The 14,633-nt window shown below is 62.8% G+C and carries 15 protein-coding genes; 4 read left to right on the plus strand and 11 right to left on the minus strand.

Annotated elements, in window-relative coordinates; translation table 11 throughout:
* Positions 1-185: 185 nt before the first annotated feature.
* Positions 186-1,607 carry an FAD-binding oxidoreductase gene (locus WEG36_02200; GenBank protein MEX1256406.1) on the minus strand — a complete coding sequence of 474 codons (1,422 nt, stop codon included), beginning with the start codon at positions 1,605-1,607 and terminating at the stop codon, positions 186-188.
* A 318-nt stretch (positions 1,608-1,925) separates the two neighbouring features.
* Here WEG36_02200 and WEG36_02205 point away from each other — a divergent pair, with 318 nt between their 5' ends.
* From WEG36_02205 to WEG36_02220, 4 genes are all read left to right on the plus strand, one after another.
* A complete protein-coding gene (locus WEG36_02205) occupies positions 1,926-2,168 on the plus strand; it encodes a ribbon-helix-helix domain-containing protein (GenBank protein MEX1256407.1) in 243 nt (80 codons plus the stop codon).
* Positions 2,153-2,491 carry a type II toxin-antitoxin system PemK/MazF family toxin gene (locus tag WEG36_02210; GenBank protein ID MEX1256408.1) on the plus strand — a complete coding sequence of 113 codons (339 nt, stop codon included), beginning with the start codon at positions 2,153-2,155 and terminating at the stop codon, positions 2,489-2,491. Before WEG36_02205 ends, WEG36_02210 begins: the two co-directional genes overlap by 16 nt.
* Before the next feature lie 292 nt (positions 2,492-2,783).
* Entirely contained in the window at positions 2,784-3,020 is a 237-nt protein-coding gene (locus WEG36_02215; GenBank protein MEX1256409.1) for a ribbon-helix-helix protein, CopG family, read from the plus strand.
* Positions 3,020-3,358: a type II toxin-antitoxin system PemK/MazF family toxin gene (locus WEG36_02220; protein ID MEX1256410.1), complete on the plus strand. Its 339-nt coding sequence runs from the start codon at positions 3,020-3,022 to the stop codon at positions 3,356-3,358. The genes WEG36_02215 and WEG36_02220 overlap by 1 nt, the downstream gene beginning before the upstream one ends.
* Positions 3,359-3,768: 410 nt before the next feature.
* Here WEG36_02220 and WEG36_02225 read toward each other — a convergent pair whose 3' ends face one another.
* From WEG36_02225 to WEG36_02270, 10 genes are all read right to left on the minus strand, one after another.
* A complete protein-coding gene (locus tag WEG36_02225; protein MEX1256411.1) occupies positions 3,769-4,596 on the minus strand; it encodes a class I SAM-dependent methyltransferase in 828 nt (275 codons plus the stop codon).
* 32 nt (positions 4,597-4,628) lie between these two features.
* Entirely contained in the window at positions 4,629-5,075 is a 447-nt protein-coding gene (locus WEG36_02230; GenBank protein MEX1256412.1) for an isoprenylcysteine carboxylmethyltransferase family protein, read from the minus strand.
* Positions 5,076-5,843: 768 nt separating this feature from the next.
* The gene (locus WEG36_02235; GenBank protein MEX1256413.1) at positions 5,844-6,620 is read right to left on the minus strand and encodes a hypothetical protein; all 777 of its coding nucleotides are present in this window, start codon (positions 6,618-6,620) and stop codon (positions 5,844-5,846) included.
* A gap of 317 nt (positions 6,621-6,937) precedes the next feature.
* Complete coding sequence (locus tag WEG36_02240; protein ID MEX1256414.1) at positions 6,938-7,690, minus strand: hypothetical protein; 753 nt, start codon at positions 7,688-7,690, stop codon at positions 6,938-6,940.
* A gap of 2 nt (positions 7,691-7,692) precedes the next feature.
* Complete coding sequence (locus WEG36_02245; GenBank protein ID MEX1256415.1) at positions 7,693-8,400, minus strand: hypothetical protein; 708 nt, start codon at positions 8,398-8,400, stop codon at positions 7,693-7,695.
* Positions 8,397-9,251, minus strand: coding sequence for an ABC transporter ATP-binding protein (locus WEG36_02250; GenBank protein ID MEX1256416.1), 855 nt, complete (start codon positions 9,249-9,251; stop codon positions 8,397-8,399). The genes WEG36_02245 and WEG36_02250 overlap by 4 nt, the downstream gene beginning before the upstream one ends.
* Entirely contained in the window at positions 9,248-9,748 is a 501-nt protein-coding gene (locus tag WEG36_02255; protein MEX1256417.1) for a MarR family transcriptional regulator, read from the minus strand. The genes WEG36_02250 and WEG36_02255 overlap by 4 nt, the downstream gene beginning before the upstream one ends.
* Positions 9,749-10,322: 574 nt before the next feature.
* On the minus strand, positions 10,323-10,679 hold the full coding sequence (locus WEG36_02260; protein MEX1256418.1) for a hypothetical protein: 357 nt from the start codon (positions 10,677-10,679) through the stop codon (positions 10,323-10,325).
* A 424-nt stretch (positions 10,680-11,103) separates the two neighbouring features.
* Positions 11,104-13,521, minus strand: coding sequence for an ABC transporter permease (locus tag WEG36_02265; GenBank protein MEX1256419.1), 2,418 nt, complete (start codon positions 13,519-13,521; stop codon positions 11,104-11,106).
* A 428-nt stretch (positions 13,522-13,949) separates the two neighbouring features.
* On the minus strand, positions 13,950-14,414 hold the full coding sequence (locus tag WEG36_02270) for a DUF4440 domain-containing protein (protein ID MEX1256420.1): 465 nt from the start codon (positions 14,412-14,414) through the stop codon (positions 13,950-13,952).
* Positions 14,415-14,633 lie beyond the last annotated feature (219 nt).

Below are 14,633 nucleotides of genomic sequence, written 5' to 3' on the forward strand. Positions count from 1 at the left end.
CCCCCCCCCCCCCCCCCCCCCCCGCGCCGGTACCCTAGAAACGTTACACGGCGTTGTCCACCTGTGGACAACCAATTCAATTCAAGCAACCGTGGCGTCACGTCCATGAAGCGCAGGGATGCTGAGAGCCGCCGCAGACTCACGCCAATTCCCTACCTGGTCCGAGCCCCTCGTCATTCGGGCGGCTATCGCCCGGCGGTGGGCGGAATGTTCTGGTTCATCCGGAAGAGATTCCCCGGGTCGTATCGGTTCTTTAGCTCCACCAACCGCTGATAGCTGTCACCGTAGGCAGCTTCAAGGCGATCCCCCTCCTCGCTCGTCATGAAGTTCACGTAGGCCTCACCGGTCGCAAAAGGTGCAGTCGCCCCGAAGAGGTCACGGCACCAGGCGATGCTGGCATCGTCCTTCGCGGGATCGGACCAGCGACCATGCACGTTCATGACGAAGGCCGACTTGCGCCCCTGATAGGCCGTGGCGTCGTCGGGAACCCTACCCTGCGCGCCGCCCAACTGACCGAAGAAGACCTCGCTTTGAGGGTCTGGAAGGCGTCCGACGTAGTCGAGGACCGTGTCGATGAGGTCGTCGCTGAGTAGAGTGAAATCGTGGGTCTTCCAATAGTTGCGCTCCCCTGGTGTGAGCAGGGGGTCGAACGCCTGCTGCCATCCTGCGAACGGGTTGGGCCCGATCACGTCGGCAATGGGATGCCCGACGGCCCTCAGTGGCGCAAGGGCTTTCTCACCATCTGAAATGTCGCCCGCGTACATCGCGGCAAGGACCAAGACCTCGGTTCCATGGACATCTTCCGGGAGAAACGGCAGAGGCGGCGCCTTCCGCATCACCACCCACACCGTCACCTCGTCGGGGGCCTCCGCCATGAGGTCGCGATAGGCGTGGAGCACCTCTCGTGCGTCGGCGATCGGGTGCACGATGAGCCCGGACAGGATCTCGGGACCTACAGGGTGGGCCCGGAACTCGAACGACGTGACCACACCGAAGTTGCCTCCACCACCCCGCAGCCCCCAGAACAGATCGGCGTTCTCGTCGTCGCTCGCCCGCACGAGTTCGCCGGTGGCGGTGACCACGTCCGCCGAAATCAGGTTGTCGATGGTCATCCCGTACTTTCTGCTCAGCCACCCGAAGCCTCCACCCAGCGTCAGGCCGGCCACACCGGTCGTGGAATTGATGCCAGTGGGCACGGCGAGACCGTGAGCCTGCGTGGCCGCATCGAGGTCACCAAGCGTGGCCCCGGGCTCGACGCACACGGTGCGCGCGGCCGCATCGACCTGCGCACCTCTCATTTTCTTGAAGGAGATCATGAGGCCTCCCTCGCACACTGCGTTACCCGCGATGTTATGGCCCGCTCCGCAGATCGAGAGAAGGAGCCCGTGATCTCCGGCGAAGCGCACGGCCCGAACCGCGTCCTGCGCCCCCAGGCACTCGACGATGGCGGCAGGCCGCCGGTCGACCATCGCGTTCCAAAGCGTGCGCGCCTCGTCGTATCCTTCGGAGTCCGGCAGCAGGAGGGCCCCCTGGAGCTCGCTCGCGAGATTGGAGAGGTCCACTTCGACGAGGGATTCATCCAGCTTCTTCATCATGGGGGAGGCCATGAGCTCATCTCTCGTATGGGGGTGCCCTGCGATCTTCAGAAGGGTGCATCATACCCCCAGCCAACTCGCGATAGCAATCTCGCCGTCTCGTCCTCCTCGGCCGTTCGCACCCACCGATGCCGTGTACCACGGCTTTTCCGACGTTATCTCCGGCTTTCTAACGGTTGGCGCGTAAGCTGCGCGCCCGGGTGCTGAAGGATTCTACCGGAATGCCGACCGCGCCAGCTTCATGCGCCTGTTAGCCAGAGGCTCGGTGAGCCTTGCCTTGTACGGAAGGCGACGGTATGATGTTATGTCATACTACCCGGGAGGCAGCTCATGCCGAAGACAAAGGTTGCCGTGACACTCGACTCTGAGATCCTCGGGGAGCTTGATGAGCTGATCGCCCAACGCCGGTTCCCGAATCGGAGCCAGGCCATTGAGGCTGCCATCGCCGAGAAGCTGGAGCGGTTGGCACGCACCCGACTGGCTCGGGAGGCCGCGAAGCTCGATCGCCACGAGGAAAAGGCCTTTGCCGAGGAAGGCATGGACTCGGAGCTCGCTTCGTGGCCCAAATACTGAGAGGCGAAATTCGGTGGGCCGACCTGAACCCCACTCGCGGTCACGAACAATCAGGCCATCGCCCGGTCCTTATTCTGAGCCACGACGTCTTCAACGAGCGATCCGGAACGGTGATCGCAGTCGCGCTCACGAGTCAGCAGCCCCGAGCAGGATTTCCCCTCACGTTGGAGTCCAAGGCGGACGGGCTTCCCAAGGAATCCTGGATCAAGATCAGCCAGATTCGGACGCTGGCGGCAGAACGAATCGGGCGCCGCATCGCTCGGGTCTCGGACGAGGAGGTCGCTCGCGTCATCGAGGGCCTGAACGAGATCCTCGGTGGCTAAGAGCCTGACGGCCACCATACACCCCCGGGGCATCTCTTCTGTCTAACGAATTAGCGTTGCCCCGGAGAGCTCGGCGCGGCTCGTGCCCCGCACGAGGCGTGACGGAGGCGAAGGGTTGCCGCGGAGGGCCAAAGGCCCGGAGCCGGCACACGCGTTATTTGATGCTGAGCGCCGCTCACTGTTCTCTTGGACCCATGTCCGCGCAGATGTCACCCGATGCATCGTAGCTTCGAGCCGGCAGACGCAAATCGAGTATCTTGACCGGGTAATCATACCAGGGTATGATGTCAGTATGAAGACCGCAGTATCCCTACCTGACGAACTCTTCGAATCGGCCGATGCGCTCGCCGAGCGCCTTGGCATGTCGAGGAGCGAGCTCTACGCCACGGCCGTCGCCGAGTACCTGGCCAAGCACCGGGGCGCGGATGTCACAGGCAAGCTCAACGAAGTCTATTCTGAGGAGCCGAGCGGCGTCGATCCGGCACTTCGCTCGGCGCAGGCGAAGAGCGTGGGATCGGCTGAGTGGTAGTGCAGCGTCGCGAAATCTGGTGGGCCGATCTCGACGAGCCCCGGGGATCCGAACCAGGCCTACGACGACCCCTCCTCATCGTTCAAGCCGATTCGTTCAATCGCAGCAGACTCCGCACCGTAATTGGTGTGATCCTCACGTCGAAGACGCGTTTGCTGGATGCACCGGGTAACGTGCTCATCTCTGCCAGAGCGAGCGGGCTGCCCAAGGATTCCGTCGCGAACGTCACCCAGATCGTCACGCTCGACAAGGATTATCTCACGGAGCGCGTGGGCCGCGTCCCTCCGAAGCTCATGGCGCACGTCGATGCGGGCTTGAAGCTGGTCATGGAACTCTGAGATCTACCGTCGACGGCGAGCGCTTCTCCAATGCGGCGCTCAGTTTCAGATAACGGTTCCGACTTGCGGGTGCGCGGCTACCAGGGCACAAGCTTGCAGTATGCAACCGCAGTGCCCGCCGCGCACCACCCGAAGGGCGAGCGAGCGAAGTGCAAGTCGGGTATTCTCAGAAGCGGCGCGTTCGCGCGCGGGCGAACCCCTCGGCTCTGGCTGAATGGCTTACCGCGACATTCTCCGGGGCTACGGCCAAGCTCCAACGTCCGCACGCGCGCAACGGCGTTGCGGCTCGTGACATCACTCAGGAGACCTGGATGGGCATCGTGAACGGCATCGCTAGGCTGGACGACCCCGCCCGGTTCCAGCCAAGGGCCTGCCGCATCGTCGCCAACAAGGCGCCGAAGCGCCCCGCCTCAGGGTCGCCAGGCTGTGGCAAGGAGATGGGCGCTCATGCTCAATACCCAAGATTCGGACTCCAAATCTCGTAAAGTGCTCAGCATCAGCTGACGGGTGGCCATGTCCTCCCACCGCCCTCGGAAGTCGCTCAAGCACCAGAACGGGCCTTCGACGCCAACCACGTTCAGCAGGTCCAGGCCCGAGTCTCTGATCTCCGCTGTGAACTCGTCGGGCGTGTGGAAGTAGGCCGTCGTAAAATAGTCCTTTCCAGGCGGATTCTTGTGACGTCCCGTCCGGATGTCCTCCAGCATCATGCTGACGTACTCGGGATCACGGACCAGGCCACGTGCGAATCCATCCAGCACGGAGGCATAGCGAGAGATCGCGGCCACGTAGACGTGGCCACCAGGACGGACGACCCGTCGGGCCTCCCCCAAAGCACGCAGGCGGTCCTCGCGCTCTAACAGATGGTACAAAGGGCCCAGCAACAGCACGGCATCACGGCTCTCGCTCTCGACATCCAGCTCTCGGGCGTCGCCGACGCTCGCCCTACCGGTGTGCCCCCTCTCCTCGAATAGCCGCCCGGCATCCGTAACGTGCTCCGGGACCAAGTCGATCAGATGCACGTCAAAGCCCCGGTCCAATAGGGACAAAACGTAGGTGCCTGGCCCCCCGCCCACGTCCAGAATCCTCGCAGGCGGATTGGGAAATGAACGAGACAGGACCTCCTCGGTACGCAGGCGCTCGAGCTCACCCGGACCGTGCGACAGCCTCTCGCCCTCTCCACCGGCGCGATAGTGATTCACTACGTCCGGCAGATCTCTGAGCGTCCGATCGAGCTTCACCGTAGCCTCTCTCCGGTTCTCAATGGAATAACTCACAGCCATCGGCGCACACGCTCACGGTACCCTCGCCATTCCGCACCGAACGTCTCCTCCAGCTTCGGCTCCTCATAGAGAAGTACCCGCAAATGGAACGCTCCCGCGACGGCTACCGTGTACAAGCCCAGAGCAAGAGACCGATACCAGACCGACCACCCGATCAACACGACGAGAACCGCAACGTACATCGGATTCCGCGATCGACGGTAGAGCCCGGTTGTCACAAGCCTCCTGGGGGGTGACCACGGTGCGAGTGTACCTTCCCCTCTCGTGCGGAATTCACGCGCGCATCGAAGAAGAGCGACGCTCCCCGCTGCGAGCAGTAAGGCACCCAACCACTGCCACGATGCTCGCTCAAGGGCCGCTGGAGCCATCAGATAGGGCACGAGATACGCGACGATCCCGGGCAAAAGCAGGAAGGCGAGCACGGCGCGCCAGGTCACGCCCCGCTCCAACAGCTCTCGATCCTCGTCAGCAGCTCAGCAACCGCCAAGTCGGCACACGTGCTTACGGGTACGAGTGCTCCCATGCCGAGCGGACCGAGCTCGGCCAGCTTTTTGAACTCCCGCATCACCGGGAACTCGGATCGCTCTGCATCCAAGTGACCTGGGTGACGGACGCGCGCGGAGAACCTCCGCGCGGCCACGTCCCACCGGCACTCACAATGCACTTCGACGAGCGGCCCACCTCACGTGCATAGCCATTCGACTCTCGTTCCTGATTCCGAGTCGGCCTTGGGATGCCGCCACCACGATGCCAAGACAAAACTGGATGAGGACGACGCTTGCGCAATGAACAGCTGATCGGCCCGCCTACTCAGTCTTCCCCTGTGCTCAACCGTTCCCGTACCAACCTCGTCGAAGAGGGCCTCGAGAAAGTCATCCTTGTCGGGCATCGGCCCACCCATCGCTTCGGCGAGATGTCGTCCGATCGTCGACTTGCCGCTCGCCGGAAGACCGGACACGATAATGGTCCCTTCCAACATCGCCCTCACCTCACCGCGGGCCAAGCAATCTGTTTCCGAGAACGTTCCAGCGTTGCCGAACCCTGAGTCTTGGCGCTTGCCGTGCTTCAGCACGGCACGTGACAAGGCGAAGGGTTACAGCGGAGGGCCGCAGGCCCGGAGCCGGCACACGCGTTGTTATCGGAAGTTGCGTGTACGCCCGCGGCCCATCGATTCGCTCCTCACCCCAACTCTATCGCGCGTATGTTCATTCAGCCGCATTAGCATTGCAAAAGGCAGCCTTGTAATTGAAGAGCAGCTTCACCCTCGACGCTGAAAGGCCTGCCTTCTTGATACGCTGAAGAATGGCGTCTTGCATCTCCGACGGCAGTGCGGATTCCCTCAACACCAGAGTAGCCGTTCTGACGAAATCCTCATGATGAAGTGTGGCACGAAAGCTCTCGAACTCCTGCTCGTGCCCTCGAATTCCATCATTCCGTGCTTTGGCCGCTAAGCTGGAGTAGTGGAGAATCACATCATAGCGATGTAGGAACCTGTGCAACTCCAAGTGCCGTCCTACTTCCTTACCCACAGCGAAGAAGCGGGCATCCTGGCGCGCGACAAGGGCGATCTCCCTTTCCAAGAGCTTATGCCATCGAGCGTACCGCGCCTGTCTGTCTCCCCTTGCCTTCTCGACGAGCATCGCGCCCTTAGAGATATCGGTGATGTGATACGTGAGATCGCCCCTGCACAGATATTCGCGGATAGCATAATGGAGAACCATGTCGTCAGGAGAGTCAAGAAAATTCCTAAACCCGGAGGCGATCTTTCGCTCGGCTTCTTCCGCCGAGCTGGCCCATCTGCCCAGCGAGGGCTCCATACATAGAAACACAAAATTGACGGGGCCCATCGGCGCGACGTTGGGCAAATAGATGTCTCCGTCGGACCTTGCGAGGGATCTCATCCTGGCTTCGAGCTCGTCGTACCTCTCTCGAAACTTTGGATCCCTCACGGCTGCACCCGTTCTTGAAGTGTAGCGCCCCACCAAAGCAATTTCGTACAACGTTCTTAGGGTGCCGACGTTGCCCGTCGTGTTAGCGGCACGAACCTGCCCGTAGCAGATGCACCTATACCGCTCACGCTCCAGCCACGTCAAAGGGCAATGTACAGCGGAGCGAACGTAGTGAGCGCAGCCGGCACCCGTTTGTTATAGGACGCCGGGCCCCCGCCCGCTTATCGTCGTCCCTCCACTACATGTTACGAGGGTTTCCCGCTCATGCAGCGTGAGGCCACCCGGTGAAACCGCGCGCTGACGCGGACCCCGCGATCGCCACACGTCTGGGGATCGCTCGGCGGCACTCCTCAGCTACCTGAGGAGGCCGATCCCGCCGCTTGGAAACGTGAAGAGAAGAACGTCACGAGTCCCATCGTGGTCAGCCCGCCTCCAACGGTCCAGACTGGCCAGCTGCCGCCTCCGGCTTCGGCGACCCACCACGCCTTCATCGTCCAGAACGGAGGTGCGAGACACGCCAGGTACTGCCACGAGCCAGGAAGGAAGTACGCGCCCAGCGGCACCGCGGCGACGACACTCACGAACTTCATGTGCGCGAATGCCTCCACCTTGTTAGAAGGAAAGGCGCCGAGGTACATGGCGACGACGGACGCCCCCGAGCCACCTACCAGAGCGATGGCGGGCAGCATGTTCCATGGTGGCAGGCCGAGGCCGATGATGGCCGCCTCCGCTAGGGCTACGCCCGCGCCGACGAGGGCGATGATGAGCGAGAAACCGGCCACGTAGAGGCGCAGCGGAAAGGGCGAAACCCGCAATGCGACGATAGACCGCTCTTCTCGCAGTTCGAGCAGGATGAAGCCCCCCACCACGCCCACGGCCATCGCGCCCAAGCCGATCACGAAATAGCTCGTGATCAAGGGGAAGTAGGGCTCGAGATCGACCTGCCATCGGCGCCGCACTCCCGCGGCTACTGCGGGGAGAACCCATCGCATGGCGGCCCCCGTTGCGAACAGGTAGACCGCGGCACCGACTAGGAAGCGATCTCGGGCAACTCGCAGGGCGTCGGCCCGAAAGAGGCCCCGCATGGCGCGGACATAGGACATGGCTAGCGCGCCGCTAGGCCGATACAAGAGCGAACCCGAGCAAGCGCGAACATATAGGAAGCTCCGAGGCCCGCGACGGAGACGCCGAGAGCGTAGAGCCACTGTCCGCCCCGCGGCGGCTCGAAGGCCGCCATCATGAGCAGCAGCGGCGCTTCGGTGGGAATCGCGTACCAGGCAGCGGTCGGCCCTATGCCCGCCGCGTAGAAGATCGGCAGCTGGAGCACGAGCGTGACGACCAACGCTCCCGGGAACAGAAAGCTGGTCACGCTCTCGAACGAGGCGACCTGTCCAATGCCGATGAGCGTGTACGCCACGCCCAGCACCAGGACTCCGACCACGAAGGGGACCGGCGCCACGACGGCGCCGCGCCCCGCAATGCCTACCACTATCACAGCTTCCACGAGCGCAAACGCCGAGAGGGTGAGGGCCTTCGAGGCGAGGTAGTAGGGGGCCGTCAGAGGACTCGTGCGCAGCGCCTCCAGCGTGCGCTCACTCTTCTCGAGCAGCACCATACTCGCCCCGAACATGTAGGTGGTGCCTCCAATCGCGACGAGGCAGAAGGCGCTCAGGAACCGGCCGCTAATCTCGGCGGGAATGAGAAGCCTGACACTGATCCCGAGCATCAAGGCGACGGGCAGACCGATCACATAGAGGCGGCTCCGGGCTTGCACTCGTACGTCTAGCCACAGGGCGGCACCGAGTCGTCTCACGCCAAGGACGTCCCGGTGACCTGGATGAAGACGTCCTCCAGGGTCGTTTCCTGCGAATGGATCGACTCGATACGATGAGTGCGCAGGGTCTCGAGAAAGGGTGCGTCATCTGCGAGGCGGTCCAGCGGAAACATGGCTGATCGGGGCCCTGCATCTTCTTCCCAGGTGACGCGGACCTCCCTCGTTCCATATTGGAGTCGGAGTGACCGAGGGGTGTCGATGACCTCCAACCGTCCGCCCACGATGAACCCGACGCGGTCACAGAGCTTGTCAGCCACCACCATGTCGTGCGTTGTGAGGAAGGTCGTGATTCCGTCCCGACGTCGAGACTCGATGATCTCCATGATGCGCCGCGAGTTGACGGGGTCCAACCCGGCCGTGGGCTCATCGAGAAACCACAGCCGCGGTCTGTGAAGGAGGCTCCGGGTGAACGTGAGGCGGTTCTTCATGCCCTTCGAGAAGTCGCTCACTCTCACGTCGATCGCGTCGGACAGGCCTACCATGTCGAGCAACGTCTCGACACTCTCCGTCGCACCACCGTGGAGCGCCCGGAACAGCTCCAGATTCTCGCGCGCCGTCAGCTTCAGGTAGTGGTTCGGAAACTCGAAGGACACGCCAATTCGCCGATAGTACGTGCTGTCCCACTCGGTGAGTGACCTGCCCATGACGGTCGCACTCCCCTCGAACCCCCGGATCAGGCCGATGAGGATGTTCTGGGTGGTGGACTTCCCGGCTCCGCTGGGTCCCAGGAACCCGAACACTTCTCCCTCGGCCACTGTGAACGACAGATCCTGGACGGCAGGCCCGGTGCTGCGAGGGTACGTGAAGGACAGCGATTCGACTCGAATCATTCGGAACCTTCCGCCGCGAAATCCCTGATGATTCGCGCCCTCTCCGTCCGCCACCGCTCCAAGAGTCCAGGCATCTCGCGCTCGTAGAAGCCGTAGAGGGCTGCTAGGAGCCTTAGCCGGCGGGTGCGCTCCGACGGTGCTCCACGCAAGACCGTAAGACCCTTACTCGCGAGCTCGCCGAAAGCCGAGACCTGCCGGATCTGGTGCTCGAAAACGGCCTCGAAGCCGTCGTCGCTCAGGCGAAGATGGATCGCCCGCTCGCCAGGAACCGGTGCGGGCTCCAACAGACCTGTGGTGCGAAGCATGCGGACCATCGTGCTGACGGATCCTCTGCTTACGCTGAGCTCCTCGGCGAGCTGCGCTGCCGAGCGGTGAGGCGGATCGCACACGAGCAGGTAGCCAACGATGCGACCGGCGATTCGGGGCATGCCGCCCGGCTCGAGGAAGAGCGCGACCTCCTCGACGAACGCGGCGAGAGGCGGTGAGAGTCGCTGCATTGGCGAGTTGCGGAAGAAGTGTCATCAGCTTCAGCAATAACTGAATCATTTAGGCGCAGCGGGGCAAGGCGGCCGTGCGAACCTCTCGCTCATACAGCGTAAGGTCGCGCCTGCCGGCTTTTCGGGGAACCGTTGGTGACTCGACGTTCTTGGTACTCGCAAGCCCGACACTGGTAGTGCCCGTGTCCAACGAATTAGCGTTGCCGAACCCGGAGAGCTCGGCGCGACCCGTGCCCCGCACGGGCCGTGACGAGCCGAAGGGTTGCAGCGGAGGGCCGCAAGGCCCGTGTCCGGCACACGCGAAGTTATGTGACGTAGGGCTCCTCGTGGGCCCACCCTCACATGCGTAAGGACGAAAACTCCTGGATCTCAACCCCTCTGGCGATCATTCGAGATCGAAGGTCATGGCCCTGCTGAGTGCCCCAGGTGAAACCACGACGATCACCGGTCCAACGCGGCTTCGCGGGGAACTACCGGCCATCCTCACCGTCGCTCGACACCGGCTCGGCGGAGTCCCATGACCTGCGTCCGGGACACCGGAGGGCTCGATGGCGCTCTCTCGAGATCTGGCCCTTTAGACAAGCGAATTGACGATCCGACCTCTATGCTGTGCGGTCACCTTAACCCCGCCTGCCCACGACACGAACGCCCCGAAATCCGCCCAACTCTCAGAGCCCAGCTTCCAGTGGTTCGCCACGGCCGCCTCGGATTCGTACACCTCATCGAGCACGTAGACCGTGCTTCCCGTTAGCTCAGAATTCGGATCGAGGGGATTGGAGAGTTCCGGACCTTTGGACACGCAGTATGAAAGAAGCGCAAGCTCGCCTGATCTGGGGTGACTCGTCTCCATCCACGGTCCGTGGCTGGCAAAAAGTCGATCGCCCTCCGCGACCAAGTCCGGTGGAACCGTGAAGGTCACATTGAGATGCACTTTGCCTCCGTGTCCCATCATTCCCCTCCTGTCGCTTTAGCGACCGGTGAAAGACCCTACTCAGGCTGCAGATGAGTAGGCAAAGCTCATGATCCCGTAACGTAGGGAGGCCCCGCCCGGCGGGCAATCATGAAATTCGGAGATTTGATCCGAAATCGTTAAGCCCTGATTTGCAGCCGACCTTCATCGTGTCCTTGAACTGCAGCATCCTCATCAGCGGCCTATGTCACAGAACGTTCCAGCGTTGCCGAACCCTGAGCGCCACAGCGCGAAGGTTGCGCGGAGGCCGCGCCAGCGGCCGCAGCCGGCACACGCGTTGTTATGTGAAGGCGCTGCCTCCGGATCACAGCGTTATGCATAATCCATTGGTCACATGCCCATGAGGTCAGAATGCGCGGCCGAGATCCACCGAAGTCGCGCCACATCATCCGCTGTAGCGGATCGCCTCGTTAGCATGGATGCGGAGCGCTCTGTGAGCCGGCACGCCACACGCGATCAGTCCCACCAGCAACATGATGCCGGAAGCGCCAAGCATCGATGGCAGCATGGTCATAATCGGTTCACTATTGCCAAGCGCAGCCATCATCGGCAGAAGCAGCACATTGCCGACAGCAATGCCTATTCCCACTTGCGTGGCCGCACGCACTAAAACGGCGGCAAGCACTGCTCGCGAACTGGCGCCAATAGCGAGTCGGATGCCGATCTCGCGGGTGCGACGCGTGACCGCGACGGACATGAGCGAATACAAAGACGCCGCCGACAATGCCATGATCAGGAACGTGACAACGACCACCGCCGATATCGCCGGGATCGCGATCGGATCTCCGCGGCGCAACACATGATCCAATGGCAGCAGATCGTATAGTCGCAGGCCGGGCTCCGTCTGTGTAGCGATCTCACGCAGCCTTGGCGCAAACTCGCCGGCATCACCTGACACGTGAACAGTAATATACGTTGGGGACATATCAGCCACGGACGTCGGGAGGTACACAAAATCGCTCTCGCCGCGGTCCATGCCCGAGTCGCGCGCGATGCCGACGACTTCATACCATGCGTCGGCCTGGGCAGCATCGCTGGTGCGATACCGCAGGCGCACGCCCAACGCGTTACCGCCAATGCTACGTGCGAGTGATTCATTGATGATGACGGCGTTCTCGGCATCGAGATCGCCTGGCTGGAATGCACGTCCAGCGAGCAGCGGTAAGCCGCCCGCCTCGAAGAAGGAGAGGTCGACGGATGCAACCCAGACGCGGTCGCGTTCGATACTCCCATTGACGAGGAACGGCGGCCCGCTACCTCGTTGAGCCTCCACCTGCCGCACTGCGTGCGGCAGACCCGGCATGCCGGTGCCGAAGGTAACGCCAGCGACAGACTGTTCGGCCTCGAGCCGACGCTCCAACTCCGCATAGACGCCCAAGCGGTGTGCTCGCGCGTCGGCCATTGTCATTGTCGGGGCCAAATCGAGTGCCGTTCGTACTGTCAGGTATTCATGGCCCGGAAAGACGGAGGCTTCCTTGCGCAATGAACCTATGGCTGAATCAAGGGCTATGGGCAGGCACAATGACACGGCGGTGACCTGCAGGACGATCACGGCGGACCATACACCGCCGAACCGCATGTTCGTGCCGCCGCTCGCGATCGTGCTGAGGGCGGTCTGCACCCGCGGTCTCGTCGCCTTGATGGCCGGCAAGAGAGACACCAGGGTGGCACCAACGAATGCGAGAACAGCCGCGTAAAGTACCGTCGCGGGGCCAAGCCTGAATTGCCACCAAAACGGCAAGTCAATGCCAAGCACGGGCAATAGGTCAGCCACGTATTCGAATGCGAGATACGTGGCCGTGAGTCCGACTATGGCGGCGGCCGTGCACAGCATGAATGCCTCGACGAAGAGCTGCATCATGATGCGAGCCCGCGAAGCACCCAGCGCGTTGCGCATGACAAGCTCCGCTTCACGCGTCGCGGTCCGCGCAAACACGAGCGTCGCGACGTTTGCGCATGCAGTGGCAAGAATTAGCCAGGCGATGATGTTGGACAGCCGGGCGAGGTCCGACTGAGGCGACCAAGAAGGAGGCGCCGCGAACAGGGAGACGCGTGGCCGGAGCCGGGCATGCGTCGTCGCATGCTGCGCCGCGGTACTCTGGCCGATCGTAGTCAACTCGGCCTGTGCGGACTCGAGCGTGGCTCCATCCGTGAGTCGGCCGAAAACGCTGACGGGTAGTCCTTCGAGTGGCTGCGTGCTGGTCAGTCGCAGCGGCACCCACACCTGATGCCTGGCCGGGAAGCGAAAACCCTCGGGCATGACGCCCACGATGGTCGCTGGCGTGCGTGCGAGGCTGACGGTACGACCTATGACATCGCGCTCACCGTTGAACCGGCTCCGCCAGACGTCGTAGCCGATCACTACGACCTCAGCCGATCCCGGCTGAGCATCCGCCTCGCTCAGTGTACGACCCAACAACGGTGCCACGCCTGTCAGCGGGAAAGCCGAGGGGCTGATCTCTGCGACCGTAGTCGGCTGCGCGCTGCCATCAGCCGTAATCAGGTTGCGCTCGAACGTGCGATAAGCGCCCAATTGGCCGATGGAGGTCAGCTGCTCACGCCAGAGCTCGAAGTCATAGAGTGCGCGTGGCTCGACTCGCGAAGCGGCCGCATCAAACAGGTCAATGCGTAAGATCCGGTCGCCATCCGCGAACGGCAGGTGTGGCTTCGCATACTGCTGCGTCACCTCGAACCAGGCGGCTCCGAGCCCGATTGCCGCCGCCAGCGCGAGCCCACCAATGACGGACAGACCCGGGTACTTCACGAGCATGCGGCCGCCGAGCTTCCAATCGAGCCAGGACATTCCGAATCTCATTCAGGTTCTCCGTATCGTTGGTCCGGCATGCGCTGCGCGCGTTACCCGGATCAGCCCGAGTGACATCGCATTTTCGCAAGAGCCTTTATCGCTTGGACCGGCTCATCACATGGCCAACCAACCAAACGCTCTCATAGAACGGTTTCGGTTGCGTGTAGCCCGCCGCTCGTGAGTCGGACTCACGTCGACGAGACTACACCGACTCTTCTTCCCACGCCATGCTCACGACCACCCAAGGCGGGTTACCCGAGCGGGCTCGCCGAGGGCGCGACGGTTGCGCGGTTCAGCAACCGGCGTGACCGAGAGACGAGCGAGCCCGCGAAGGGCAGCGAGCGAATGCGAGCGTCAGCCGCAACCGAGTGTTAAGCGCCGGTGCATATGGACGGCCAACGTCGGCGGTTGTCAGCCACAGTGGCTCAGTCGATTGTGGGTCCTGCTCGTCCCGCGGCCATCATCCACGTGCCGTCCTCTCGTGTGGCAACCACGGTAAACGGACCCCTCGCTCCGCTCGGCTGGATGTAAAAGCCGTCCACGAGGGCCACGTCCGGCCGAAGGAAGCGGACGTCGTATTCGAACCGAGTACGCTGGTCGAAAGGCTCCTGGCGGGTCGGACGGGCCACGAATATGTCCTCGTACATCTGTTGGACCTCCGCTCTGCCGCTGGCAAAGATGGCCTGCCCGTTTCTACGGTCCGCGTCTTCGGTGTACATGCGGCCGATGCCTTCCGAGTCACCTTGTTGGAAAAGGTCTTCGAACGCAGCCCACATCTCCCGGACGGCCGTGTCATCCTGCGCGACCTGAGAATGCAGGGGCGACATGAGGCCGCACGAGAGCACGAGAACGAACGCCAGTAGAGCCTCTCGGATTCGGAGCTTCACCATGTGTCCTCCCTCTCTTGGTGTAGCCGCAGTCCTCGTCGCGGCGCGCAACCTGTGTGCGAGCCCACCATGGTTCCGAGACGCTCGAAGCGGCGAACCGAGGGCGCGACGGTTGCGCTCCTCAGCAACCGGCGTGACCGAGAATGAAGCGAGCCGCGAGGGCAGCGAGCGAGCCGCGAGGGCAGCGAGCGAACGCGAGCGTTTGCCCCCCATGGAGTGTCG

Source organism: Gemmatimonadota bacterium (assembly GCA_040882465.1).
Classification (GTDB): Bacteria; Gemmatimonadota; Gemmatimonadetes; order Longimicrobiales; family Gaopeijiaceae; genus JBBEBG01.

Bases quoted from the DNA above. Each gene is read 5' to 3' on its own strand.
- WEG36_02200 (MEX1256406.1), bottom strand. From the start codon at position 1,607: ATGGCCTCCCCCATGATGAAGAAGCTGGATGAATCCCTCGTCGAAGTG.
- WEG36_02205 (MEX1256407.1), top strand. From the start codon at position 1,926: ATGCCGAAGACAAAGGTTGCCGTGACACTCGACTCTGAGATCCTCGGG.
- WEG36_02215 (MEX1256409.1), top strand. From the start codon at position 2,784: ATGAAGACCGCAGTATCCCTACCTGACGAACTCTTCGAATCGGCCGAT.
- WEG36_02240 (MEX1256414.1), bottom strand. From the start codon at position 7,690: ATGTCCTATGTCCGCGCCATGCGGGGCCTCTTTCGGGCCGACGCCCTG.
- WEG36_02250 (MEX1256416.1), bottom strand. From the start codon at position 9,251: ATGATTCGAGTCGAATCGCTGTCCTTCACGTACCCTCGCAGCACCGGG.
- WEG36_02255 (MEX1256417.1), bottom strand. From the start codon at position 9,748: ATGCAGCGACTCTCACCGCCTCTCGCCGCGTTCGTCGAGGAGGTCGCG.
- WEG36_02265 (MEX1256419.1), bottom strand. From the start codon at position 13,521: ATGTCCTGGCTCGATTGGAAGCTCGGCGGCCGCATGCTCGTGAAGTAC.
- WEG36_02270 (MEX1256420.1), bottom strand. From the start codon at position 14,414: ATGGTGAAGCTCCGAATCCGAGAGGCTCTACTGGCGTTCGTTCTCGTG.